This is a genomic window from Ruegeria sp. HKCCA4008 (genome assembly GCF_013033125.1).
Taxonomy (GTDB): Bacteria; Pseudomonadota; Alphaproteobacteria; order Rhodobacterales; family Rhodobacteraceae; genus Ruegeria.
In genome coordinates, this window is the sequence record NZ_WQDM01000001.1 from 352,240 (window position 1) to 375,125 (window position 22,886).

The 22,886-nt window shown below is 58.2% G+C and carries 25 protein-coding genes; 14 read left to right on the forward strand and 11 right to left on the reverse strand.

Annotated elements, in window-relative coordinates; genetic code table 11:
• Positions 1–61 precede the first annotated feature (61 nt).
• The 3 genes from GOW60_RS01745 to GOW60_RS01755 are packed head-to-tail and all read left to right on the forward strand — an operon-like array spanning position 62 to position 3,716.
• Complete coding sequence (locus tag GOW60_RS01745) at positions 62–1,099, forward strand: glycine betaine/L-proline ABC transporter ATP-binding protein (RefSeq protein ID WP_152458504.1); 1,038 nt, start codon at positions 62–64, stop codon at positions 1,097–1,099.
• The gene (locus tag GOW60_RS01750; protein ID WP_171228017.1) at positions 1,092–2,681 is read left to right on the forward strand and encodes a proline/glycine betaine ABC transporter permease; all 1,590 of its coding nucleotides are present in this window, start codon (positions 1,092–1,094) and stop codon (positions 2,679–2,681) included. Before GOW60_RS01745 ends, GOW60_RS01750 begins: the two co-directional genes overlap by 8 nt.
• Before the next feature lie 54 nt (positions 2,682–2,735).
• Entirely contained in the window at positions 2,736–3,716 is a 981-nt protein-coding gene (locus GOW60_RS01755; RefSeq protein WP_152458502.1) for an arginase family protein, read from the forward strand.
• Here GOW60_RS01755 and GOW60_RS01760 read toward each other — a convergent pair.
• Positions 3,713–4,681, reverse strand: a complete 969-nt coding sequence (locus GOW60_RS01760; RefSeq protein WP_152458501.1) for an agmatinase — start codon at positions 4,679–4,681, stop codon at positions 3,713–3,715. The two genes, GOW60_RS01755 and GOW60_RS01760, sit on opposite strands and share 4 nt — an antisense overlap.
• Before the next feature lie 73 nt (positions 4,682–4,754).
• Positions 4,755–6,275: a trimethylamine methyltransferase family protein gene (locus tag GOW60_RS01765; RefSeq protein ID WP_171228018.1), complete on the reverse strand. Its 1,521-nt coding sequence runs from the start codon at positions 6,273–6,275 to the stop codon at positions 4,755–4,757.
• A 181-nt stretch (positions 6,276–6,456) separates the two neighbouring features.
• Between GOW60_RS01765 and GOW60_RS01770 the strand changes: the two genes are divergently transcribed.
• The 5 genes from GOW60_RS01770 to GOW60_RS01790 all read left to right on the forward strand — a co-directional run bounded on the left by GOW60_RS01770 (position 6,457) and on the right by GOW60_RS01790 (position 13,448).
• A complete protein-coding gene (locus tag GOW60_RS01770) occupies positions 6,457–8,892 on the forward strand; it encodes an FAD-dependent oxidoreductase (protein WP_171228019.1) in 2,436 nt (811 codons plus the stop codon).
• 90 nt (positions 8,893–8,982) lie between these two features.
• Positions 8,983–9,954 (forward strand): LysR family transcriptional regulator, encoded by a 972-nt coding sequence (locus GOW60_RS01775; RefSeq protein WP_171228020.1) that lies wholly within the window; start codon positions 8,983–8,985, stop codon positions 9,952–9,954.
• Positions 9,955–10,176: 222 nt separating this feature from the next.
• Entirely contained in the window at positions 10,177–10,785 is a 609-nt protein-coding gene (locus tag GOW60_RS01780) for a carboxymuconolactone decarboxylase family protein (RefSeq protein ID WP_171228021.1), read from the forward strand.
• Between the two features lie 261 nt (positions 10,786–11,046).
• On the forward strand, positions 11,047–11,970 hold the full coding sequence (gene ppk2, locus GOW60_RS01785) for a polyphosphate kinase 2 (RefSeq protein WP_171205518.1): 924 nt from the start codon (positions 11,047–11,049) through the stop codon (positions 11,968–11,970).
• Positions 11,971–12,089: 119 nt separating this feature from the next.
• Positions 12,090–13,448 carry an MATE family efflux transporter gene (locus GOW60_RS01790; protein WP_371813317.1) on the forward strand — a complete coding sequence of 453 codons (1,359 nt, stop codon included), beginning with the start codon at positions 12,090–12,092 and terminating at the stop codon, positions 13,446–13,448.
• On the opposite strand, the gene GOW60_RS01795 is transcribed toward GOW60_RS01790, so the two are convergent.
• Positions 13,445–13,846, reverse strand: coding sequence for a hypothetical protein (locus tag GOW60_RS01795; RefSeq protein ID WP_171228023.1), 402 nt, complete (start codon positions 13,844–13,846; stop codon positions 13,445–13,447). The genes GOW60_RS01790 and GOW60_RS01795 overlap by 4 nt on opposite strands.
• A gap of 2 nt (positions 13,847–13,848) precedes the next feature.
• Complete coding sequence (locus tag GOW60_RS01800; RefSeq protein WP_171228024.1) at positions 13,849–15,051, reverse strand: pyridoxal phosphate-dependent aminotransferase; 1,203 nt, start codon at positions 15,049–15,051, stop codon at positions 13,849–13,851.
• Between the two features lie 92 nt (positions 15,052–15,143).
• Between GOW60_RS01800 and GOW60_RS01805 the strand changes: the two genes are divergently transcribed.
• From GOW60_RS01805 to GOW60_RS01815, 3 genes are all read left to right on the forward strand, one after another.
• Complete coding sequence (locus tag GOW60_RS01805; protein ID WP_152458492.1) at positions 15,144–15,536, forward strand: helix-turn-helix domain-containing protein; 393 nt, start codon at positions 15,144–15,146, stop codon at positions 15,534–15,536.
• A 29-nt stretch (positions 15,537–15,565) separates the two neighbouring features.
• A complete protein-coding gene (locus GOW60_RS01810; protein WP_170344713.1) occupies positions 15,566–15,790 on the forward strand; it encodes a succinate dehydrogenase assembly factor 2 in 225 nt (74 codons plus the stop codon).
• A 77-nt stretch (positions 15,791–15,867) separates the two neighbouring features.
• Entirely contained in the window at positions 15,868–16,365 is a 498-nt protein-coding gene (locus GOW60_RS01815; RefSeq protein ID WP_371807722.1) for a MarR family winged helix-turn-helix transcriptional regulator, read from the forward strand.
• Between the two features lie 117 nt (positions 16,366–16,482).
• Here the strand turns inward: GOW60_RS01815 and GOW60_RS01820 are convergent, their stop codons facing one another.
• Together GOW60_RS01820 and GOW60_RS01825 are read right to left on the reverse strand one after the other, a co-directional pair.
• Positions 16,483–17,184, reverse strand: coding sequence for a DUF1194 domain-containing protein (locus tag GOW60_RS01820; protein ID WP_171228025.1), 702 nt, complete (start codon positions 17,182–17,184; stop codon positions 16,483–16,485).
• Positions 17,181–17,609 (reverse strand): VOC family protein, encoded by a 429-nt coding sequence (locus tag GOW60_RS01825; RefSeq protein ID WP_170343834.1) that lies wholly within the window; start codon positions 17,607–17,609, stop codon positions 17,181–17,183. The genes GOW60_RS01820 and GOW60_RS01825 overlap by 4 nt, the downstream gene beginning before the upstream one ends.
• Before the next feature lie 175 nt (positions 17,610–17,784).
• Here GOW60_RS01825 and thyX point away from each other — a divergent pair, with 175 nt between their 5' ends.
• Positions 17,785–18,693 carry an FAD-dependent thymidylate synthase gene (gene thyX, locus GOW60_RS01830; RefSeq protein ID WP_171228026.1) on the forward strand — a complete coding sequence of 303 codons (909 nt, stop codon included), beginning with the start codon at positions 17,785–17,787 and terminating at the stop codon, positions 18,691–18,693.
• 362 nt (positions 18,694–19,055) lie between these two features.
• Here thyX and GOW60_RS01835 read toward each other — a convergent pair whose 3' ends face one another.
• A complete protein-coding gene (locus GOW60_RS01835) occupies positions 19,056–19,262 on the reverse strand; it encodes a cold-shock protein (protein WP_152458488.1) in 207 nt (68 codons plus the stop codon).
• Positions 19,263–19,477: 215 nt separating this feature from the next.
• Between GOW60_RS01835 and GOW60_RS01840 the strand changes: the two genes are divergently transcribed.
• Positions 19,478–19,795, forward strand: coding sequence for an ArsC/Spx/MgsR family protein (locus tag GOW60_RS01840; protein WP_171228027.1), 318 nt, complete (start codon positions 19,478–19,480; stop codon positions 19,793–19,795).
• 40 nt (positions 19,796–19,835) lie between these two features.
• Positions 19,836–20,204: a hypothetical protein gene (locus GOW60_RS01845; protein ID WP_171228028.1), complete on the forward strand. Its 369-nt coding sequence runs from the start codon at positions 19,836–19,838 to the stop codon at positions 20,202–20,204.
• A gap of 1 nt (position 20,205) precedes the next feature.
• Here the strand turns inward: GOW60_RS01845 and GOW60_RS01850 are convergent, their stop codons facing one another.
• The 4 genes from GOW60_RS01850 to GOW60_RS01865 form a co-directional block, all read right to left on the reverse strand.
• Complete coding sequence (locus tag GOW60_RS01850; RefSeq protein WP_152458485.1) at positions 20,206–20,724, reverse strand: DoxX family protein; 519 nt, start codon at positions 20,722–20,724, stop codon at positions 20,206–20,208.
• The gene (locus tag GOW60_RS01855) at positions 20,721–21,482 is read right to left on the reverse strand and encodes a DNA-binding domain-containing protein (RefSeq protein ID WP_171228029.1); all 762 of its coding nucleotides are present in this window, start codon (positions 21,480–21,482) and stop codon (positions 20,721–20,723) included. The genes GOW60_RS01850 and GOW60_RS01855 overlap by 4 nt, the downstream gene beginning before the upstream one ends.
• Positions 21,479–22,336, reverse strand: a complete 858-nt coding sequence (locus GOW60_RS01860) for a DUF692 family multinuclear iron-containing protein (protein ID WP_171228030.1) — start codon at positions 22,334–22,336, stop codon at positions 21,479–21,481. Before GOW60_RS01860 ends, GOW60_RS01855 begins: the two co-directional genes overlap by 4 nt.
• Before the next feature lie 71 nt (positions 22,337–22,407).
• Positions 22,408–22,710 (reverse strand): DUF2282 domain-containing protein, encoded by a 303-nt coding sequence (locus GOW60_RS01865; RefSeq protein ID WP_152458482.1) that lies wholly within the window; start codon positions 22,708–22,710, stop codon positions 22,408–22,410.
• Positions 22,711–22,886 lie beyond the last annotated feature (176 nt).

The window sequence follows — 22,886 nt, forward strand, 5'->3', positions numbered from 1 at the left end:
CGTCGCGCAAAACCGCGGCGGCCTTTTTCTGTCGGGCAGGGCATCGCCCTGTGGGGGATAAATGGACGAACCTGTCGTAAAATTAGAAAACGTTTGGAAGATCTTCGGCTCGCGTGCGGAAGAGGCAATGGAAGCGGTCAGAAACGAAGGCATAGGCAAGCCGGAGGTTCTGGAGCGGTTCAACTGTGTTGTCGGCGTTCAGGGCGCCACGTTCGAAGTGCCGAGGGGTGAGATTTTCTGTATCATGGGGCTGTCCGGCTCGGGCAAGTCCACATTGGTGCGACATGTGAATCGATTGATCGAACCCACGGCGGGTCGGATCGAGATTCTGGGTCACGATGTTTCGAAGCTGTCGGAATCCGAGTTGCGCCGCATTCGCGCCCAGCAAATCGGGATGGTCTTTCAGCACATGGCGCTGATGCCGCATCGTTCCGTGCGCGATAATGTGGCCTATCCGTTGGAGATCCGAAAGGTGTCCAAGTCAAAGCGCTGGGCCGTCTCGGATCACGCGCTGAGCCTGGTGAATCTGACAGGTTACGAGGACCGCCTGCCCAAAGAGCTTTCGGGCGGGATGCAGCAACGTGTGGGGATCGCGCGGGCGCTGGCCTCGGACCCGGAAATCCTGTTGATGGATGAACCTTTCTCTGCCCTTGATCCGCTGATCCGCCTGCAGTTGCAGGACCAGTTCAAAGCACTTGTGGCGCAGCTCAAAAAGACCACTCTGTTCATCACCCACGATCTGGACGAAGCCATTCGGATCGGCCACCGGATTGCGATCATGAAGGATGGCGTCATCGTACAGATCGGAACCCCAGAAGACATCGTCATGAACCCGTCCGACGATTACGTGCGCGAATTCGTTCAGGGCATCTCAAAACTCAAACTGGTCAAGGCGCATTCCATCATGGAGCCGGTGGACAGTTATTCAGGGCCACTTGACGGCGCGCCCCGAGCCGACGAGGGCGCGGATCTGGATCAATTGATCGACCTGGCCGTGAATTCTGATCTGCCGGTCGTCATCACGGATGCGGGTATCGATGTGGGTGTCGTGACCAAGCCGCGCCTGTTGCGCGGTATCCAGGGGGGCAAAAATGACTGATGCTGCAACAGAGATGAAAGTAACCGCCGCCTCTGATATCGAGGTCGATCGCGAGGCGCTGGACCTTTCCATCAAAGAGTTCGCGGGCCCGAACGGTGACTACTATGTCAATGCGTTCCACAAGATTCATGATGCGACCAGCGCAATTCCCAACACATTCAACAAGTGGGCCGCGGTGCTGGGGCCATTCTGGTCTGCGTCACGCGCCATTTGGGGCATGTTCTGGACCTTTCTGATCCTTGAGATCATCGCGTGGGTCCAGATCGGCAGGGGCGCGTGGGGCAATCCCGGCGCGGATTTCGCCGAGCGCGCTGCGCGTCAGCAGGAACGTGCGGCCGAACTGTTGGCGCGCGCAGCGGATGCCACGGAACAGGCCGATATCGACCGTTTCACCAAACTGGCCGAGAACATACAGAAAGCCGCGGCCACAAGCCTGGAAAGGGCCGCCGCCGCCCAGTCCGAGGCGGCAGGCATCCTGATTACGGGGTTGCTGATGTTGCTGGTGTTCAAGTTGGTTCAAGGGTTCTACGCCGACCGCGTCTACGAAAAACAGTATTCGAACTGGCGTATCGATCCGGACAGCACTGAAAGCGGGCGTTCGACCCGTAACATCGTCATGGGTGCGATCCTTGTCGCAGCAATCGGACCATTGATCGTGTACAAGTTCACCGTGAACGCATCCCTTCCATTGTTGGACGCGTTCCCGGAACAGCAAGTGTCTGCGATGTTTCTTGGCGAGGGCAACGGCACGCTGTTCTCGAGCCTGGCAAACTTGATGGAGGCCAGGATTGATGCGGCCGCTGCGGCGGGCGGCGACATCTTTGACGGGATCGTGGCGGGCGTGCGATCGGTGCTTGATGCGCTGACGATTGCACTGATCGGGTCGCCCTGGCCGGTGGTCATGCTGGTCATCTGTGTGACGGCCTGGCGTGCGGCGGGACCAAGGGTTGCCATCTTCACCGCGTCTTCCCTGGCCTATATCGCGTTGCTGGGGTATTGGGACGTGGCGATGGAAACGGTTGCTCTGGTCGGTGCGGCGGTGTTGCTGTGCGTCGTCTTCGGCATTCCGCTGGGTATCTGGTTCGGAAAGTCGCAGCGCGCTTATCGCGCGGCGGAACCGGTTCTGGACCTGATGCAGACGCTTCCCGCCTTCGTCTACCTGATCCCGATCATCGCCTTCTTCGGCACCGGCAACCCGCCGGGGATTCTGGCCACCATCATCTTTGGCATGCCGCCGGTGATCCGCCTTACGGCACTGGGAATGCGGGGGGTGCCTGAAAGCATCAAAGAAGCTGCCGTCGCCTTTGGCGCGTCGAAATGGCAACTGTTGAAGGATGTTGAAATCCCGCTGGCGCTGCCATCGATCATGACCGGTGTGAACCAGACGATCCTGATGTGCCTGTCCATGGTCGTGATCATCTCACTGATCGGCGGGGGCGGTTTGGGCAAGGAAATCCTCGAGGCGCTGCAATACGCGGCCAAGGGGCCGGGCCTGCTGGGGGGCTTTGCGATCCTGTTCCTTGCCATGGTCATGGACCGGATCGTGCAGGGCGCGTTCCGACGAGAAGACGAAAAACTCTGAACGCAAACGCCCCCGGTTCTGATCGGGGGCGCTTTTCTTTGATCCGAGGAAATCATGACCGACCCGTATGAACAATCGATGATGGACAACCTGTATTGGTGGGGCGTGCCCACACTGTTCCGTTGTCCCAATGTCGGGCCCGAAGGGCAGGATATCGCACTGGCGGGCGTGCCGCATTCGACGGGCAACGGCACGACCGAAAGGGACCAGCACCTGGGACCACGCGCGTTGCGGCATGTCTCGGCCGTACAACGCAGGGTGCATTCGGTCTTTGAAATTGATCCTTGGCAGAGTGCGCGGATCGCCGATGTTGGTGATGTGCCTTTTCCAAAGGCCAACGACAACGAAGACTGCATCGAACGCATCACTGAATTCTACAAGACCATAGACGCGGCCGGAGCGCGCCCCGTTTCCGTCGGAGGTGACCATTCCATCACCGGTGGCATTGTTCAGGCCCTGGGTGGCGGCAAGCTTGCAGGCGGGCAGCCGGTCAGCTTTCTGCATCTGGACGCGCATACGGATGTCTTCACCAAGGTTGATCACTTTCTTGGTGCCAAGAAATCAGCGGCTCACTGGGGGGCCTATCTGGCCGATCAGGGGCAGGTGGATCCAACCCGGTCGATGCAGATCGGTCTGCGGGGGCATCCACGCAGCCTGGACTGGCTGCAACCGTCTTATGACTACGGGTACAATATCGTCACAATGCGAGAGTTCCGACAGCGCGGGTTGGCCGATGTGGTCGCGCAGACCAAAGAGGTTTTGGGTGACCGCCCGGTTTACATCACCTTCGATCTGGACTGTCTGGACCCAACCGTCGCGCCGGCCGTGTCCAATCTGGAACCGGGTGAGAAGGGGTTTGACATCGATGAGGCGGTCGGCATCCTGCGCGCGGCGCGCGGATTGAACATCATCGGCGGCGATGTGGTCTGCATGATGCCCACCAAGGACAGCCCCAACAACATCACCGCGCTGACGGCGGCGGCCGTGATGTTCGAGATGATTTCGATGATCGCCGAGAACGTCGCGCGGGCCTAGCGCCGCGCGTCGATCGCCTGTGCCAGAACGCAAAGCAACTCGAACATCAGCGAGATGCCAAGCCACGCCGTTCCACCTTGGGGGTCGAATGGCGGTGACACTTCGACAAGATCGGCGCCGACAAGGTTCAGCCCGGACATCCTGCGAATGACCTGCTGGGCCTGAAAGCTGTTGGGCCCGCCGATTTCGGGTGTGCCGGTTCCTGGGGCGTAAGTTGGATCAACAAAGTCGATGTCATAGGTGCAATAGGTCGGCCGCATGCCAACGATATCGCGTACCTCGGTCATGACATCGTCGATGCCGCGGTCGAACAGCTCTTCGATGCGGATGATGCGGATGCCCTGCGCCTCGCCCCATTCGATATCTTCAGTGTTGTAGGCCGTGCCGCGAATCCCGACTTGTACAAAACGCTTCGGGTCCACCAACCCTTCCTCGACCGCGCGGCGGAACGGGGTGCCGTGGGTGAATTTGTGACCTCCGAAATAAGTGTCGAACAAGTCCGTGTGACTGTCGAACTGGATCAGGCCAACCGGACCCGAAGCGGCCAGGGCTCGCAGGACGGGCAGGGTGGTCAGGTGATCTCCTCCGGCGGTCAATGGTGTGATGTTGCGGCTTCGAAGATCAGTGTAGAAACGCGTGACCCGATCCAGCGTGTCTTCTATGTCGACGGGGTTGGGGGCGACGTCTCCTAGATCTGCGCAGTTCACCATTGAAAACGGTGCCACACCCGTAACCGGGTTCATCGCCCTGATCATCGTGGAATAATCTCTTAATTGCCGCGGACCATGCCGGGCGCCGGGGCGATTGGTGGTTCCGCCGTCCCAAGGGATACCGACGATGCCCAGTTCGACCTCCGAGATCCGTTCGTGCGCCAGATCCAGCATGGGCAGGCGCATGAATGCGGGAATGCCGGCAAATCGGGCCAGTTCCATGGCGGACACCGGTTGAAAAAATGAATCGGCCATGATGCCCCATCCTCTGCAAGTTTCCTCAGTGACCCTAACGGTTCAGGACCGGGCTGGAAATGCCCGCCGCTCTTCAAGACAGGATATGAAAACGCCGGCGGATTTCGGCGTCTTGTTCCGGGGTGAGATATTCGGGGTAATGCGTGCTCAACACCTCTTGAGCGGCGCGCCGTGCGGATGACCACGCATCCATCGCACCATCGGTTTGCCAGGTGCGGGGCTCCTGACGATCGGCGAGTTTCGGATAGAAATAGTCTCGTTCCATGGCCTCATAGGTTTGCTCGCTGCCCAGAAAATGCCCATCGCCCAGAACCGAATGGCATATGGCGTCAAAGCCAAGATTCGCTTCGGTGACCTCGATCCCGCGCAAGACACGATAGGTGTGCGAGTGCATTTCGTTGTCCAGAACGAAAGCCTCGAAGCTGACCCCGAGCAAAGACGCCGTCATCCCCGAGCTTTCATAGATCAGATTGCCTCCTGCCAGCGCTGCCGCCAGCGACGTGATGCCTTTTTCAGCCCCATGCTGGGCGTCGATGGCTTTGGCATCGGCCATCGAAGCGGCCACGCCCGACGGCAAACCCAGCCAGTTCGTGATTTGCGCCGACGCCGCATTCAGGATTGCGGTCTCGCCGCTGCCCACTGCGAAAGAGCCGGTCCTGAGATCCACGATGAAGGGCCAGTTGGAAAAGACCATCGGAAAGCCGGGTTTGATCGCATTGACCATCACGAGACTGGCCAGCGTTTCGGCCAGTGATTGCGCCAGAAATCCGGCCAGAGTTGCCGGGGCGGTTGCGCCCGCCTGCGCGGCCGTGATGCAGGACATGGGTATGTTATGGGCGATGCATTCATAAACCACGTCCACGGCATCCTCGCCGTATCGCATTGGCGAAATGATCGGGCTTATATGCGCTTTCAGGAAGGGGCGTTTGGCGAATTCCCCGGCCCCTCCGGCGACGATATCCAGCATCTCGACGATCGGGCCGACATGTTCCGCCAACGTGAAAGACGTTGCCATTGGCTTGGTTGTGTTGCGTACCAAAGCGTAAACGGTGTTCACGTCCAGATCGAACACATCCGGGATGTCGGTTGCCACGCAGCATCGGGTAAACCAACTGACATTGGCCAGCGTGTCCTGTAGCCGGGTGAAATCATGCAGATCGGCCAGGGTGGAGGGGCGATAAAGCCCACTGTTGATATCAAGGGTCTGAACCGCAGCACCGCCGGTGCCAAAATACACGCGGTCGCCACCCACCTCGATGGATCGTTTTTCATCCCGGCCATGAAAGGTAAAGCTCTTCGCGGCCGAGGCAATGGCCTGTTTCACCATTGAACGGGGAAAAATCAGCCGGTTCTGTGCCCGATCCTGGGCACCCGCCGCCCTGAGATCGATGGCCAGCCTGTCCGGCACGTCTCCCATCCCCAGCTCTTCCAGCAAACGCAGCGCCGTGTCATAGATTTTCTCGATTTCCGATAGGCTCAAGGGCTTGAATGCCCCGCCTTTCTGACCGGGCGGGCAAGGATCAATGACGGGCTTGGCCGCACGCTGTGCATGCCGTGCTTTGCGTCCGCTTCGTTTGATGCTGTCGGATGGCATGTGTTTTCGTTACCTTGCGTTTTCCTGCACCGTAGGACCCAAGTTGTCCCGGTATCAAAGAAGAAGTGCCGTTTTCAGAATCCGAAATCGCGGTTTCGATTTTCCGGCACCCGCATCTGCCCTGTTGTCTGCCCATCCCGTTATTCAGCAAGACTGGTGCCGAAGTTGAAGGAGCAATGCCATGAAGTCGCGTACCAGAGCCGTTGTGATAGGGGGCGGGATCGCCGGATGTTCGACGCTCTACCACCTGACCCAGGAAGGGTGGACCGATGTGGTTTTGGTCGAACGGAATGAACTGACCTCGGGCACGACATGGCATTCGGCGGCGCAGGTCACCAATTTCGGCATGAACCAGACGATGGTCGGCCTGAAATCTCATTCGATCCGTCTGTACAAGGAACTGGCCGACGATCCGGATTACCCTATCAACTATCACCACGCAGACGGTGGGATCCGTCTGGCCAACACCGAAGGGCAGATGCAGGGCTATCGTCACTTTGCGTCCATGGCGCGGGGGATGGGCGTGCATTTCGAGGTGATAGACGCGGATGAATGTGCCCGGAGACACCCGTTGATTTCGACCGATAATCTCATCGGTGGGCTTTGGGATCCGCTGGACGGCGACATCGATCCGGCGCAATTGTGCCAGGCCCTTGCGCGCCGGGCACGCAAGGCGGGCGCCGAGGTGTATCGAAATACGCCGGTGACCGCGCTGACACAGCACAGCGATGATACCTGGACCGTGCATACCGAGCACGGGGATATCGACTGTGATGTCGTCGTCAACGCCTGTGGTTACAGGGTCAACGAAGTCGGCGCCATGATGGGTGTTCATCATCCCGTGTCGTCCATGGAACATCAGTATTTCCTGACCGAAGAAATCGAGGCTATCCGGGATGCCGGGCATCGGATGCCGCTGCTGCGCTGCCCGATCAGCGACTATTATTGCCGACAGGAAAAGAACGGGCTGCTACTCGGGTTCTACGAGCAGGGATGTAAGACCTGGGGTATGGACGGGATCGATCCGAACTTCGTGAACGCTTTGTGCCCGGATGATCTGGACCGTGTGACCGATGTGCTGGAAGGGGCCTTCGCGCGCATGCCTGCCTTGATGGAGGTTGGTATTCACACCGTGGTCAACGGGCCAATCACCTACACAATTGACGGGGCGCCTCTGGTCGGTCCGATCCCGGGAAAACGCAACGCGTTTTGTATCATTGGCCTGCGGGCCGGGCTGGGTGAAGGTGGCGGTCACGGATGGTTGCTGGCACAGCAGATCGTGCATGGCGAGGCATGTTATGACACGTGGTGCCTCGATCCCCGAAGGTTCGCCGGACATGCAAATGTGGAACTCACGGCACTAAAGGCGATTGAAGATTACCAGAACGAATTCAGGTTCCACTTTCCGCATGAACATCGCCCTGCGGGCCGACCCGCCAAGACGACCCCTCTGACGCCTGTTCTGGCATCCGAAGGGGCCGAGTTCACTGTGGTCAACGGGTGGGAGAGGGTGGACTATATCAAACCCGATCCCGGATTTTCGCCGACGCTTGGTTTCGATTTTGACGAAACCTTCGACTTGGTAGCTGCCGAAGTCGAAAGTATTCGAACCGGCGTCGGGCTTGCAGAGGTCAACGGGTTCAACCGCATCGAGATCACAGGATCCGACAGGCACGCATTTCTGGACCGGTTGTTTTGTGGATTGGTCTCTCGGCGTGACGGGCGTGTCGGGTTGGGATACCTGTTGAACGACCACGGTATGATCAAGGCAGAAGCGACGATTGCTAATCTGCCCGCCAGCGACCGGGGACCGGCCCGCGTTTGGTATGGCTCTGCCGCAGCGAGCGAATTTCACGACATGGATTGGTTGCGGCAGCATCTGCGCAGCAATGAAGACGTTCAGTTGCGCAGCCTGACGAACGATCAGACCATTCTGGTTCTGGCCGGCCCGAAGTCGCGTTCTGTCTTGTCAGCCTGCGCCAGAGGAGATTGGTCGGCAGATGCGTTCCCTTGGCTCAGTGTGCGCGAGTGCTTTGTTGGTATTGCTTCTGCAACGGTTATGAACCTCAGTTTCTCGGGCGAGTTGGCCTATGAAATCCATGTTCCCAACGCCTCGCTCTATGCGGCCTATCTTGCCTTGCGCGAGGCGGGCGAAACGCACGGGCTGAAACTGTTCGGTGCCAGGGCTGTCGAGTCCATGCGCATGGAGAAGAGTTTTTTGCATTGGAAAGCCGATCTGATCACGGAATTTGATCCCTTTGAAACCGGTCTGGATCGGTTTGTCCGACTGGACAAGGGCGCCTTCGTGGGGCGTGATGCCCTGTTGAGACGGAAATCGGATGGACCGCGACGCAAGCTGGTCCCGTTGCGCATCGATTCGACCCTTGGCCCGGCGCATCCCGGCGCATCGCTGATGCAGGGTGATACTGTCGTTGGCACCATCACGTCGGGCGAATGGGGGTATCGCACGGAGCTGAATCTGGCGCACGCTTTCATTCATCCGTCCCTGGCGCAGCTTGGCCGCGAAATGGAGCTGGACTGCTGCGGGAAACGGATTGGCGCGACGGTTATCAGCCCAAGCCCGTACGACCCGGATTTTGTGCGGATGAAAGCCTAGAATCGACCGTTTCGATCAACTTCTTCATTGCCGCATGGGCAAAACTTTGCTTCGCTAGTTTCGAACAAATCGAAACAATGGTCGGTTGCCGTGTCCAAATCTCTGAGTCTTCGATGGCTGGAAGTGTTTCAGCTGATCGCCAAATCCGGATCAATTCAGCAAGTCGCATCAGAAACAGACTTGTCGATCAGCACGGTTTCGAACCACCTGCGCAGCCTCGAACGCGCGTTGGGGATTGAATTGGTCGACCATGGGCGCCGCCCGATGGGTCTGACGCCCGCGGGCGAGGTGTTTGCCCGCTATGTGCGAGAGGGTCTGACTGTGCTGAAACGCGGTGAGGCCGAGATTCGAACGGGAAACTGGCAGCATGCGACGGATCTGCGGCTGGCTTTGATCGACGATTTCGACAACCAGATCGCGCCCGACCTTGTTCGTTTTCTGGCGCAGGCTCTGCCGCGGTGCAATTTCCGCCATTTCACGCGCCCGAGCCACGAAATTCTTGCCAAACTTCAGGAACACAAGCTTGACGTGGGCGTCGCCACACGACCGCTGGGTCGTACCGAGGGGCTGATCGAATATCCGTTGATGAGAGATCCCTTCATCGTCGTGGTTCCCAACAAGTTCGAAGGGTCCCCGGAAGAGCTGTTCAACCCGGATGCCGACCTGCCATTGTTGAGGTATTCGCGCGACTATGTGATCGGCAAGCAGATTGAAACTCAACTGTCCCGAAGCAAGTTCAGCCTGCCCAACCGGTTTGAACTGGAGTGCAACCAATCCATCATCGGCCTGGTCGCACAGGGCAGTGGCTGGGCAATCACGACGGCGGCGTGCTTTCACCGAACGCAGAGGTTTCACAACAGCGTAAAGGCCATGCCCTTTCCCGGCAGCAACTTCGTTCGCACGGTGTCGCTGTTTACAACCGAAGTATACCCGGCAACAACGTCGGTGCTGATCCAGAAGGCCATGAGCAAATTGATACGCCAGCATTTCACAAGACCGATGTGTGCCCGGCACAATTGGCTGAAGAATGAGTTCCGCACCATGGAGATAGAGGGCGTCTAGCCCAATCTGACCGGGGTGCCGAACGGCTGATGGTTTAGGGCGGATGCTCGCAGGGCTAAAACTGGACTTGCCGTGTTGGTGTTTCGGGAAACCGGGCCGATGTTCGAATTGCGGTCTGTGCTGGTCCGGGTTCTTTCTGACGGGGTGTCGAATTCGTCTCGCCTCGGGCTCAAAGCGCTTCTAGTCTCTGAAGGACAGGCAATCACGTCAACAGGAAACCAAATGAGCTGGATCAGAACCATCCCATTCGAGCAGGCCACAGGCAGGCTGAAGAAACTCTATGACCGCGTCACGGGCCCGGGCAACAATGTGGACAATATCATGATGGCGCATTCGTTGCGTCCGCATTCGATGGAAGGGCACATGGCGATCTACAAGGCGGTGCTGCATCACTCGGGCAACAAGATACCGAAATGGTTTCTCGAGGTGCTGGGCGTGTGGGTCAGCTCTCTGAACCGAAGCGGATATTGCGTCGAACATCATTTCGCAGGGTTGCAGCGGTTGCTGGCCGACGAAGAACGGGGAAACGCGATCCGGGCGGCGATCGAAGCCCGCGATCCGGCCGCCGCGCCATTGGATGCAGCGCAGGTGGCGGCCATGGCCTATGCGCGCAAGCTGACCGAGGATCCGGGCGATCTGGTCGAAGCGGATGTGATCGCGCTGCGCATGGCAGGTTGGGATGATGGAGAAATCCTCGAGATCAATCAGGTCTGTTCCTACTTCTCTTATGCGAACCGTACGGTTCTGGGGCTGGGATGTTCGACGGAAGGCGACGAATTGGGTCTGTCGCCCAACAACTCTGACAACCCTGACGATTGGGGGCATAGATAAAGCCCGAAACAACGGGATCAGCGATCCGGTGCGCCAAACGGGCGCCAGCCTTGGCCATGTTGGCCGACGTCGATTAGACGATCCTATTGAGGATTCAGGCAAGGGCCGCTCGCGCGCAGCTTGAAAAACGGCGTTTGTATCGGAACCTTGTATCCAGTGCGGAATTTATGGGTTTTTAAGGCATCAATTTGACCCCAATCAAAGCGCATCCGTGGCCTTTCTGCTAGCTCCTTTCCGGGACAACAGAAAAGGAAAGATTTCATGGAAGCCATTGCTCGGGTCGAAACAAATTCAACTCAGGTCAAGACCAGGCCGACGCCGGTTGCAGAGGTCGCAGAGCCCAGCCCTGAAAAGATCCGGCAGGCGTTTGAAAGCGGCAAGTACCCCTATGGCCGCAAGATGGCGCGGTCGGTGTACGAAGAACAGAAGGCCAAGCTTCAGGCAGAGTTGCTGAAGGTTCAGTTGTGGGCGCAGGAAACCGGGCAGCGTTTCGTTCTGCTGTTCGAAGGGCGCGATGCTGCCGGCAAGGGCGGTACGATAAAGCGGTTTATGGAGCACCTCAATCCGCGTCAGGCCCGGGTCGTGGCCTTGAATAAACCCACTTGGGAGGAAAAGGGGCAATGGTATTATCAGCGCTATATTCAGGAACTGCCAACGGTTGGCGAAATGGTGTTCTACGACCGGTCCTGGTACAACCGCGCGGGTGTCGAGCGGGTGATGGGCTTCTGCTCTCCCAATGAATATCTGGAGTTCATGCGGCAGACGCCAGAGTTGGAGCGGATGCTGGTGCGTTCGGGCATCCAGCTTTACAAATACTGGTTCTCGGTCACGCAGGAAGAACAGCAGCGTCGTTTCAAAAGTCGCGAGACGGATCCTCTGAAACAGTGGAAATTGTCACCGATTGACAAGGCCAGCCTCAGCAAGTGGGACGATTATACCGAAGCTAAAGAGGCCATGTTCTTTTACACCGATACCGCGGACGCACCGTGGACGATCATCAAGTCGAATGACAAGAAACGCGCGCGGCTGAATTGTATGCGCCATTTCCTGTCGACGCTGGACTATCCGGGCAAGGATCACGACATTGTGGGTGAACCCGATCCGTTGATCGTGGGGCAGGCGCATCACGTGATTCACCGATCCGAGCATATTCTGGGTACAGCGCTGCATCCGGACGCTCGTTAATCACGCCGGTGCCCGCCTCGACCGCGCAAGCGGGCACCGGAGTCTCAAAATGAAATTGTGGTGATCCTCTCTTGTCTCGCGCCAAGCCCGCGCATATGGCTGGGGCAATGACAAAAGTGATGACATATCCGGCCCACTTTCGGGCAATTGCCGTGCTTGGCCTGCCGTTGATCGGTGGCCATCTGGCGCAGTTCGCCATCGGCCTGACCGATACCGTCATGCTGGGCTGGTACGGGGTCGAGGCGCTGGCGGCGGTTACCCTGGCCAGCAGCTATTATTTCGTTCTGTTTTTGTTTGGTGCGGGGTTTGGCTGGGCCGTCATGCCGATGGTTGCCACCGCCGCGGCAGAAGGGGACGAAACCAGCATTCGCCGCTCGACCCGCATGGGGCTGTGGTTGTCACTGCTATACGCTGCGGTGGTCATGCCGTTGTTGTGGTGGTCCTATCCGATCCTGATCGCCATGAAACAAGAGCCGCATATCGCTGAAACCGCATCGGAATATTTGCGCGTTGCCGGTTGGGGGTTGTTTCCGGCGCTCATCGTGATGGTGTTGAAATCCTACCTAGCGGCTCTGGAGCGAACTCAGATCGTGCTGTGGATCACGGTTACGGCGGCGGTTGTGAACGGGTTTACCAACTATGCGCTGATCTTTGGCAACTGGGGCGCGCCGGAACTGGGCGTGATGGGCGCTGCGATCGCTTCGATCGCGACGCAGGTCGTTTCACTGGTTGCGGTTGTCGTCTATGTGGTCCGGACCTTGCCGGAACACAGTCTGTTCCAGCGCTTCTGGCGTCCGGATTGGGAAATGTTCATCAGCGTGTGGAAACTGGGCGTGCCCATTGGCCTGACCACCCTGGCCGAGGTGTCGCTGTTTGCAACATCCGCCGTGATGATGGGCTGGCTGGGTCAGGTCCCGCTGGCCGCGCACGGGATCGCCCTGAATCTGGCGTCGGCCACATTCATGGTGCACCTGGGGCTGTCAAATGCGGCCACCATCCGGGCCGGCAACGCGTTGGGCCGCCGGGACAGGGCGCATCTGGAGAAAGGTGCGATTGCCGTGACGGGCATGTCGCTGGTCATGTCCGTCGTGACCGTCATCCTGTTCCTTACATATGCCGAGCCGCTGATTTCCCTGTTCATGGAGGCCGATGATCCGCAGCGCGGACAAATTCTGGCAATCGGGACAGGATTGCTGGCCATGGCTGCCCTGTTCCAACTGGTCGACGGGGCGCAGGTGATTGCGCTGGGACTGTTGCGTGGTTTGCAGGATGCCAAGATACCCATGGTTATGGCGGCGCTCAGCTATTGGGTGGTGGGAATTCCGGCGTCCTACTATTTCGGCTTCGTCCGTCAGATGGATGGCATCGGTGTCTGGCTGGGGCTGGTGCTTGGCCTGGCCTTCGCGGCAGTGCTGCTGATGGCCCGGTTCTGGATGCATTCGGTGCGGCAGATGCAGGCGCCGGCGGAACCTGCCTAGTCTTTGTTCAACCGGTCGGCCTTTTTCCGAACCAGAACCGTGCGCAGATCGTGCATCGCCATCAGCAACCTGTCGGTTACATCCTCAAGCTGTTCATCGCTTGCCTTGGACTGCGCCCATTGCGTTGTCAGATTCAGATAGTCGACAGCGCGGTGAATGTCGTCGATGTCGCGCTGGGCCAGTATGGCCCGGCGCTCGTCCATCCATCGGGCGATCTCTGCCTGATCCCGTTCGGACAAAACCCGTTGCCCGTGCGGCTTGACCTCACCGTTGCGGATGTTGATGACGGCGATCTGGTCCATCTCGATCCGGCGCTGGCGGTTTTCCGTATCGATCCGAAACACCGCGGCCCCGTTTTCACGGATGCGAAAATAGTATTCGGGCAGGTCGGCAGACATGTTTACCTCAGAGACGCACAAAAGCGCTGTATACGAGCGCAGGCTTCGGTCAGGGCTGCGTCGGACGTCGCATAGCTGACCCGGAAGTTGGGTGACAGGCCGAAGGCCGCGCCAAACACGACGGCGACATCCGCCTCTTCCAGCAGGGCCGTGGCAAAGGCTTCATCGTTTTCGATGACGGTTCCCGCAGGTGTCGTTTTGCCAATCAGCCCGGCGATCGCGGGGTAGACATAAAACGCGCCCTCGGGTGTCGGGCAGGTTATGCCGTCAATCTCGTCCAACATGCGCACCACCAGATCACGGCGGCGTTTGAACGTTTCATTGTTCGGGGCCAGAAAATCCTGTGTTCCGTTCAGCGCTTCTACTGCCGCCCACTGGCTGATCGAGCAGGGGTTCGAGGTGGATTGCGACTGGATCTTGCGCATCGCCGAGATAAGTTCGACCGGACCGGCCGCATAACCGATGCGCCAGCCGGTCATGGCGTAGGCTTTCGAAACACCGTTGCAGGTGAGCGTCCTGTCATACAGGCCGGGCTCCACTTCGGCAGGCGTGCAGAATTCAAACCCGTCATAGGCCAGGTGTTCATACATGTCGTCCGACATGATCCAGACATGCGGATGGCGCATCAGAACATCGGTGAGGGCCTTGAGCTCATCCCGGCTGTACCCTGCGCCTGTCGGGTTCGAGGGCGAGTTGAAGATGAACCACTTTGTCCTTGGGGTGATGGCGGCTTCCAGTTGTTCTGCCGTCAGCTTGAAGCTGTTGGCCAGCGTCGTTTCAACAACAACCGGCGTTCCACCTGCCAGCAAAACCATGTCGGGGTAGCTTACCCAATACGGCGCGGGGATGATCACCTCGTCACCGTCATTCATTGTTGCCATCAAGGCGTTGTACAGCGTCTGCTTGCCGCCCGTTCCAACCGAGATTTGCGCGGGCGTGTAGTCAAGCCCGTGATCGCGCTTCATCTTGGCGCAAACCGCCTGCTTCAGTTCCGGAATGCCGTCCGGTGCGGTGTACTTGGTTTTTCCGGCTGCAATCGCTGCAACGGCGGCGTCCTTGATGTTTTGCGGGGTGTCGAAATCCGGCTCACCCGCGCTCAGGCCGATCACGTCGCGCCCGGCGGCTTTCAACTCGGCGGCCTTGGCTGTCATGGCGATCGTAGGCGATGGTTTGACGCGTGACAGTGTCGCAGACAGGAAACTCATGGATGGCCTCGGTTTGTATGTTCAACCCGACTGTCATAGGGTGCGCCGGAATGACGATCAAGCCGAATGGACAATGTGAATTGGAGACCCCGATGAATGATGAAAAAGACTGGTATGGACCTGAGTCTGCGACATTCGGGGACCGTTTGGCGGGCGCGCGCGAAGCGGCCGGAATGACCCAGGCAGAGCTGGCGCGCCGCCTTGGGGTCAAGAAGACGACGATTGTCGATTGGGAAAACGATCTGTCCGAGCCGCGTGCGAACCGGTTGTCGATGATGGCAGGGCTGGTCAATGTCTCGATCATGTGGCTGCTGACCGGTGAGGGCGAAGGCATGGATGCCCCGGTGGAAGAGGGCGAAGGTGGAATGGAGCTGTCGACCGCGGTGGCCGAACTGCGCGCCATCCGAGGAGAGATGCGGGTTTGCGCTGAACGTGCGGCGCGTCTGGAAAAGAAAATGCGTCTGATGCTGGAGCAGAAGAATTGAGTGAACCCCGGGACGTACGTATCAAGCGAATGAAAATGCGATCCATGCGGCGCGGGATCAAAGAGATGGACATCATCCTGTCCGCTTATGCCGATCGCAACCTGGCCGATATGGATGCGGCCGGGCTGGATGTCTTTGACGCGCTGCTGCACGAAAACGATCAGGACCTTTATCAATGGGTCACAGGTCAGGTGCAGCCGCCGGCGCAGTTTGCCAGTCTGATTTCAAACATCGCGCAGACCTTTCAGAAATAAGAAAATACCGGCTTAACCGATTTTTCGGACTTTCAGGTCATCGTGTCTCAAACAGCACGACTGAATCGGAGGGTCGGATGAGTATGGAAATGCAGGTCTCCGGGCTGGAAGCCAAGGGGTTCATGACCAGCTATCTTGAGGCGCTGGCCCTGGTGGAGCGGCTGCACCGGTTGCTGCTGGATGTCATCAAGGATGAATTCGAGCGCGTCGGCGTGCTGGAAATCAACGCGGTTCAGGCGTTGCTGCTGTTCAATATCGGCGATCACGAAGTGACGGCGGGTGAGCTGAAAAGCCGCGGCTACTATCAGGGCAGCAATGTCAGCTACAACCTCAAGAAGCTGGTTGAGATGGGGTATATGCACCACCAGAGATGCGAGATTGACCGCCGCTCTGTCCGCGTGCGTCTGACACCGCGAGGCAGGGAAATCCGCAATATCGTGTCCGACCTGTTTGCGCGTCACGCCGAAGGATTGCAAAGCAGGGGCGTGTTGGAGTTGGAAGGTATCGAAGACATCACCACGTCGCTGCGCCGCGTGGAGCGATATTGGACGGACCAGATCCGATACATCTACTGACCAGGGTTGTGCGTCGCGCAGAACCTAGCCCGTCCTGCACTGATGCACAGGCCTGGCGGCCTTGTTCAAATGCCGGTCCAGAGAACAGGCCCGCAAAAGCAGCACTCCGGCGCGGATTTATTGCGGGTCTTCATCAAGTGCACCAATCTGCAAACCGCTCAATTCCCGTTTCAGCTTTTTCCGCATGGCCCGTTCGAAGTCTTCGAACCCCTGAGCGACCTCCAAAAAGGCACCGGGACCATGCAGGACGTTGTTTTCAAAAAACGGGATAAGAAAAAGTTCGCCTTCAAAATCAGCCGCGTTGATCACGAGGCCATTGACCACCACATTCTGAAAAGCGAAGTGCCGATAGGCTATCCGTGGTCCGTAGCCATCATTGTTGGAACCATCTCCGGACAGGTCAATCGTTTGAAACAAGCACTGGGGTGCCTGGCTTATCAAGGTTGACCCGAAAGCCAGGGCATGGCCCATGGCGGTCGCGGAACCGGAATCTGACCGCACGGAACCACTTATCTGAACGGAGGCGAACAGCAGGTCGGCAACATCTTCTATTAGCAACCAATTCAAAATGACGTGCTGGGTGGAACGACCGCTCCATTCGTAAACAGCCAAAGCAACCGGCATAGGAGAGGAGAAAAAAGCCTCCTGCACTTCGGGTGCGATCAGCGCAGCGGCCAAACCCTGCCGTTGCAGCACGTCCTCGGCCTCATCGACCGAAACCGAAATGTCCATGGCCAGTGCAAGGGCCAGACGACACGTCTCGGCCTTGATCGGGCTGGCCAGCACGGCCAACCCAAGTGTTATGGCCCACCGGATCACCAGTGGCCAACGCTTTCCATGCTGGCCCAGGGTTCCTTCGGCTCCAGAGCATCGCCGTTCTGCAAAAGCTCGATCGAGATATTGTCGGGTGAGCGTACAAAGGCCATGCGACCGTCACGCGGAGGGCGATTGATCGTGACGCCATTGTCCTGAAGGTGCTGGCAAACCTCGTAGATGTTGTCGACGCCGTATGCGAGGTGACCGAAATGGCGGCTGTCGCTGGGAAGGCCATCATCACCGTCCCAGTTGTAGGTCAGCTCGATCGGCGCATCCTCCTGCCCCGGAGGCGCCATGAATATCAGTGAAAACCGCCCGGCTTCGCTGTCATAGCGGCGTGTTTCCTTCAGGCCCAGAAGCTTGTAAAACGCCATGGATTTTTCTAGATCCTTCACGCGGACCATGGTGTGAAGATATGTCAGCGCCATTTTGGTCATCCTTTTCGACTCAGTTTGCAAAGAGCTTAGCGCGCCGACCTAGTGTGTCGAGACCGCCAGGTCTGGTGAACTGAATTTTGCATGGGTTGCGGCATATATCGCGGTTTCGATGTTGCAGCTGGCGAGATATAGTAGGGGGCGACTCATTGCCAGAAAGGAAAACTTGATGCCGCTGTCCGCTGACCAACAGGCCGAGATCGAAGCGCAACGTGCCCAATCGCATCCCACTCGTCGCGTCGTTTCAGCGGGAATGGAAGATCACCTGTACGCCGCGCATCAGGTTCTGGATCACGGCTTTGTCCGCGTGATTGATTACATGGGCGATGATGCGGCCATCTGTCAGGCCGCGCGTGTGTCTTACGGCAAGGGAACCAAATCGGTTCAGAATGACGAAGGTCTGATCCGGTACCTGATGCGGCACTGGCATTCGACCCCTTTCGAAATGTGCGAGGTCAAACTGCATGTAAAGCTGCCGGTCTTCGTGGCGCGGCAGTGGATTCGGCACCGTACGGCCAATGTAAATGAATACTCAGCGCGATATTCGATTCTGGATCGTGAGTTCTATATTCCCGCACCCGAACATGTGGCCGCCCAATCAGAGGTGAACAATCAAGGCCGTGGCTCTGCTTTGGAAGGTGAAGAGGCCGCGCGTGTTCTGGACGTCCTCAAGGCTGACAGCGCGCGGTGCTATGACAATTACGAGGCGATGATCAGCCAGGACGGGCAGCAGGGGCTGGCACGTGAACTTGCCCGGATGAACCTGCCCGCAAACATCTATACGCAGTGGTATTGGAAAGTGGACCTGCACAACCTGTTCCATTTTCTGCGGCTGCGCGCTGACCCTCATGCTCAATATGAGATCCGTGTCTACGCTGATACGATGTGCAAGATCGTCGCCGACTGGGTGCCCTTTGCCTATAAAGCCTTCGAGGATTACCGCCTTGGGGCCGTCAACCTGTCGGCTCAGATGGTTGAAAGCCTGCGCCGCATGCTGGCGGGTGAGGACGTCACGCAGGAAAGCTCGGGCATGACGGCTCGGGAATGGCGCGAATTCGAAGAGATCATTCGCAAATAGTATTCGAATTGCAGGGCGCTAGTTTCTTTGGATTGTCGTGCCAAGCGGCCCATTGACGAAGCAGAGTGTGGGCTTTTGCGACGCATGCACGATGACCTGAAATCGGAACGAAGGGCGTCGCAACGTGCCAGCGTCGCCCCGAGCACACAATGAAAGCCTGGGAAATCCGGTTTGCGGGCGGGGCTGGGATCTGGTCGCAGGAGCCCGGGGTATCCGACACCACTGCAACGGATATACACCATCGACGCCGCGCAAATGAACAATCCGCGCGGGTAATGGAACAGGCCCGGTAGGGGGTGGTTGACGGCCGGAAATTGGCCGCCATCCTTAATGGATCCATCCCGCGATCAGCGGGGATGTCGTTACAACGGCTTCAATTCCGCAGCCATTTGTCGGCCGTCGCGTCCGTCCTGCAACTCGTACGAGACTTTCTGATTGTCTGCGAGTCCGGTGAGGCCGGACCGTTCTACGGCCGAGATATGTACAAACACATCTTTGCCCCCTTCATCAGGGGCAATAAAACCATAACCTTTAGTGGTATTGAACCATTTCACGGTGCCGGTTGGCATGTCCCGTGTCTCCTTCTACTTGCGCATTGTCCCACAAATTGGTGGGGGCTGTGGTCAGCGTCACCACAAAAAAAGACTGTTTGGCACTTTCTGAACAGTCCGTTTCGTGTGTTTCGCCTTTTTCAACATTGCACGGTGAAGTAAAAAATCAAGAATAACCGCCTGAAACTGGCAAGTTTGCCTAAAATGCAATCAATTGCAGGAGCAGTAAAAACATGCGCCTATATGGGTTGAAAACCTGTGACACCTGTCGCAAAGCATTGAAAACATTGCCAGACGCAGAGTTCGTAGATGTCCGCAGCGATGGCGTGCCGGATGCTGTGCTGTCGCAGGCTCTTGCTGACTTCGGCGACGCTTTGCTCAACACCAGGTCAACGACATGGCGCGGATTGGATGACAACCAGCGCGCGAAAGCACCTTTGGAGCTATTGAAACAGCATCCCACCCTGATGAAGCGCCCGTTGATCGAGAAAGGCGGAGAGCTGTTTCTTGGCTGGACCGCGGAAACACGCACGCAGCTTGGTATTTCTTAAGGAATGCTTATGTGCCTGCAAGCAACAGTGAGGACGTTCAATGCGTAATGCCGCCATGATCTTGGGCGTGATTGCCGGGCTGATCGGGATGATCGTCGGTTTTTTCGGATATGCGAAGGTGGTCGTCATCGATCACGTCGGCGAGATCGACGGCGTTCTGATGCAGGTGGACAACCCTGACCTGATTCAGGCTGTTTCGATCATTGCACCTTTGTTGGCCATTGCCGGGGGCGCGATGGCGCCCGCGCGCGCCCTTGTTGCCGGGATCCTGCTGCTGATTTCAGCGGCGGCGATGTATTACGCATTCGGATTTGGTGTGTTCACCATGTTCCCGATCGCGTTTGCCGGGGTTGCCGGGGTGCTTGGGCTGGCGGCAGGTAAACCAGACCAGCCCAAAGCGCATTTTTAGGTCATTTCAGACGCAGGATTCGATCAAGTGAGATGGGGCCTGCACCGTTGATCACGATCACCAGCATCAGGAACGTCCACATCGTGCGCTGATCCATAATGGATGGCGCCGCGTCGAACAGGCTGCCCAGTTTCACGCCATGGCCGGTGACGTCGACCAGGGTCTGCACCCAGATGAAACCGATCATACCCAAGGCCGCCAAGCGGGTGAACAGACCGACCAGCAGCAGCGCGGGAAGGACGAATTCTGCGACCGTGCCAAAGAAAATGACGACCCGTTGAAAGAACGTCATTTGGGATACGTCGTAAAGGACGGCTTCGGCGGCTTTGGGGAAAATCTGACCGAAGGCACCGGCCGAAGGTGAAAAGATCGAGCCGTCGATCTTCAGCATCGCCGAGTTCCAGTAATAGACCAGAAGAACCGCGACAAAGACCAGTCGCGCCAGCGTGGGTGTAAGCCAGTTGGACGCCAGGTCCACCTTTCCCAGAACGTTGTTGTGAAGTGAGATCAGGGCAGTCATGTCTCCAGCCTTTCGATAGTCACAGAAGTTATTGCACCGCCCTGCAAAAGCAGTGCCAGAGTGGTTCCAAGGTCAAATTCCGGTTGCGCCGCAGCGGTTTTTTCAAATGCTTCGCCGATCATGTCGCCGCCTTGCATATGGGCGATCCAATCGGCGCCGCCGGCGGGCAGCAACTGGGCAACCGGGTCGAATTCCGGGCGTGTGATCAAAACATCCTCGGCGCGCGCATCGGGTTTCGGCGCGTCGGTTTCCGTGTTGAAACGCCAGATCGCGTGAATGGGCCAGTCCGAGCGTACCACCCGCATGGCCGGGGCAAAACGCAGCCGGGCTCGCATGACCTGTTCAGGGTCTACGGCCAGCGCGTCTGCCGGGGCGGGTTGGCTGTCGGCGGCGTGGTACGACTTGCGCAACGCAAGTTCCAGCCGCGCCACATCCGGCAGGTAACCAAGATGGGAAAGCTGCTGCATTCCGGCCAGAAATTCGGGAAAGGCTTCACCGTAGAACATCATCAACGGTGATGAAGGCGGGTGCTGGCGAAGAAATATCCCGGCCAGCCCGTCCATGTTCTGTGGCCCCAGCAACTTGGTGATGACTGGAAACGCCTGATGCATCGCTTCGGTCAAGGACACGGCGACATTGTTGCGATAGACGCTGAACCGACGACCGGCTGGCTGCGCCTGGGCGTCCAGCAAACCTTCGGGGACAGGGGCTGACGCATCCATCATGGCCGCGCGAAATTCGGATTGCGAAACGCTCATGCCGGGATCCGTTCAAGGGCGGTCTGCGCGCGAACGGCCTCTTCCCGCAAAATGGACCAGTCCGGTACGTCGGTGTCCCACTCGATCAGGACGGGCTTCGGCCCCGAACGTTCCAGCACGTAATCCAACAGCGCCCAGACCGGATCGACGACTTCACGCCCGTGGCTGTCGATCAGCAGCGGGTGGCCGTGATCGTCTTCATCCTCGTCATGACCTCCAAGGTGAATTTCCCCCACTTTTTCCAGTGGATAGGCATCGATGTAACCCTGGGGAGAGAAATCCAAATTGGTGGCAGAGACAAAGACGTTATTGACGTCCAGCAACAAGCCACACCCGGTGCGACGTGAAATTTCGCGCAGAAAGTCCGGCTCGGACCAGGTGCTTTCTTCAAAAGCCAAATAGCTTGAGGGGTTTTCCAACAGCATCTGCCGTCCGACGGTGTCCTGAACCTGATCGATATGATCGCAAACGCGCGTCAGTGTTGCGTCGGTATAGGGCAAGGGCAGCAGGTCGTTGTAAAAATGGGTGTCATGTGTGGACCAGGCCAGGTGTTCGGAAAAGCTGGCGGGATTCAGCCAACCCATCAGATGTTTCAGCCGGGCCAGGTGATCAGGGTCCAGCGCGCCTTCGCCGCCGATGGACAGGCCAACGCCATGGACCGAGATCGGGAATTGTTCGGAAAGGTGGCGCAGCTGCGCCAGAGGCCGCCCGCCGTCGCCCATGTAGTTCTCGGCATGGATTTCCAACCATGCGACGGGCTGTGCGTGTTCAAGTATCTGAGCGAAGTGTTGCGGCTTGTAACCAACGCCCGGCGCTGCGGGCAGACGGTTCGACCGGTGGGCATCATCCAGCATGGGTCAGTTCCTTGATCACGAAAGGGAAGGGGCGGGCGATGGTGCCCGCCCCTGAATTCGTCAGGCCGATCTTATGCGGGCAGATCGCGATCCAGGGCCTCCAGCGAGCCTTTGCGCGGGGTGCCGTCTGCCTGTGCGGGCAGTTCGATATCCGCGCAAGTGCCTGCGTCAACCAGGGTCCATGCGTTGCCCTGATAATCAACGGTCGAGGTGCCCGCGCAGGTGGTGCCGGGGCCCGCGGCGCAGTCGTTCTGACCGGCCAGCGATACGCCATAGCATTTTTCCTTTGCCTGAGCGGATGCAGTGGTTGCGGCGCCCGATACGGCGGCTGCGACTGCGGTTGCGATAACCAGGGACTTGGCTGTGTTCGACATCTCGGTAATCCTCTTGATGACTGGGTATGTCTGCTTGTGACAATGACAAAGGTAGTAGCTTGATAGACAGAGTTGAATTCACGAGCCCGTGTCTCACAAGCACGTCAAAGGGCGGCGTGCCCTCTTGCAGCGTAATGCATTGTTTTTGATGAAGAAAGAGTGAATTGTTTCAATCT

Excerpts from the sequence above, each read along its gene's own strand:
- GOW60_RS01745 (WP_152458504.1), top strand. The coding sequence starts at position 62 with ATGGACGAACCTGTCGTAAAATTAGAAAACGTTTGGAAGATCTTCGGC.
- GOW60_RS01750 (WP_171228017.1), top strand. The coding sequence starts at position 1,092 with ATGACTGATGCTGCAACAGAGATGAAAGTAACCGCCGCCTCTGATATC.
- GOW60_RS01755 (WP_152458502.1), top strand. The coding sequence starts at position 2,736 with ATGACCGACCCGTATGAACAATCGATGATGGACAACCTGTATTGGTGG.
- GOW60_RS01760 (WP_152458501.1), bottom strand. The coding sequence starts at position 4,681 with ATGGCCGATTCATTTTTTCAACCGGTGTCCGCCATGGAACTGGCCCGA.
- GOW60_RS01765 (WP_171228018.1), bottom strand. The coding sequence starts at position 6,275 with ATGCCATCCGACAGCATCAAACGAAGCGGACGCAAAGCACGGCATGCA.
- GOW60_RS01770 (WP_171228019.1), top strand. The coding sequence starts at position 6,457 with ATGAAGTCGCGTACCAGAGCCGTTGTGATAGGGGGCGGGATCGCCGGA.
- GOW60_RS01780 (WP_171228021.1), top strand. The coding sequence starts at position 10,177 with ATGAGCTGGATCAGAACCATCCCATTCGAGCAGGCCACAGGCAGGCTG.
- ppk2 (WP_171205518.1), top strand. The coding sequence starts at position 11,047 with ATGGAAGCCATTGCTCGGGTCGAAACAAATTCAACTCAGGTCAAGACC.
- GOW60_RS01790 (WP_371813317.1), top strand. The coding sequence starts at position 12,090 with ATGACATATCCGGCCCACTTTCGGGCAATTGCCGTGCTTGGCCTGCCG.
- GOW60_RS01795 (WP_171228023.1), bottom strand. The coding sequence starts at position 13,846 with ATGTCTGCCGACCTGCCCGAATACTATTTTCGCATCCGTGAAAACGGG.
- GOW60_RS01800 (WP_171228024.1), bottom strand. The coding sequence starts at position 15,051 with ATGAGTTTCCTGTCTGCGACACTGTCACGCGTCAAACCATCGCCTACG.
- GOW60_RS01805 (WP_152458492.1), top strand. The coding sequence starts at position 15,144 with ATGAATGATGAAAAAGACTGGTATGGACCTGAGTCTGCGACATTCGGG.
- GOW60_RS01810 (WP_170344713.1), top strand. The coding sequence starts at position 15,566 with ATGAAAATGCGATCCATGCGGCGCGGGATCAAAGAGATGGACATCATC.
- GOW60_RS01815 (WP_371807722.1), top strand. The coding sequence starts at position 15,868 with ATGAGTATGGAAATGCAGGTCTCCGGGCTGGAAGCCAAGGGGTTCATG.
- GOW60_RS01825 (WP_170343834.1), bottom strand. The coding sequence starts at position 17,609 with ATGGCGCTGACATATCTTCACACCATGGTCCGCGTGAAGGATCTAGAA.
- thyX (WP_171228026.1), top strand. The coding sequence starts at position 17,785 with ATGCCGCTGTCCGCTGACCAACAGGCCGAGATCGAAGCGCAACGTGCC.
- GOW60_RS01835 (WP_152458488.1), bottom strand. The coding sequence starts at position 19,262 with ATGCCAACCGGCACCGTGAAATGGTTCAATACCACTAAAGGTTATGGT.
- GOW60_RS01840 (WP_171228027.1), top strand. The coding sequence starts at position 19,478 with ATGCGCCTATATGGGTTGAAAACCTGTGACACCTGTCGCAAAGCATTG.
- GOW60_RS01845 (WP_171228028.1), top strand. The coding sequence starts at position 19,836 with ATGCGTAATGCCGCCATGATCTTGGGCGTGATTGCCGGGCTGATCGGG.
- GOW60_RS01850 (WP_152458485.1), bottom strand. The coding sequence starts at position 20,724 with ATGACTGCCCTGATCTCACTTCACAACAACGTTCTGGGAAAGGTGGAC.
- GOW60_RS01855 (WP_171228029.1), bottom strand. The coding sequence starts at position 21,482 with ATGAGCGTTTCGCAATCCGAATTTCGCGCGGCCATGATGGATGCGTCA.
- GOW60_RS01860 (WP_171228030.1), bottom strand. The coding sequence starts at position 22,336 with ATGCTGGATGATGCCCACCGGTCGAACCGTCTGCCCGCAGCGCCGGGC.
- GOW60_RS01865 (WP_152458482.1), bottom strand. The coding sequence starts at position 22,710 with ATGTCGAACACAGCCAAGTCCCTGGTTATCGCAACCGCAGTCGCAGCC.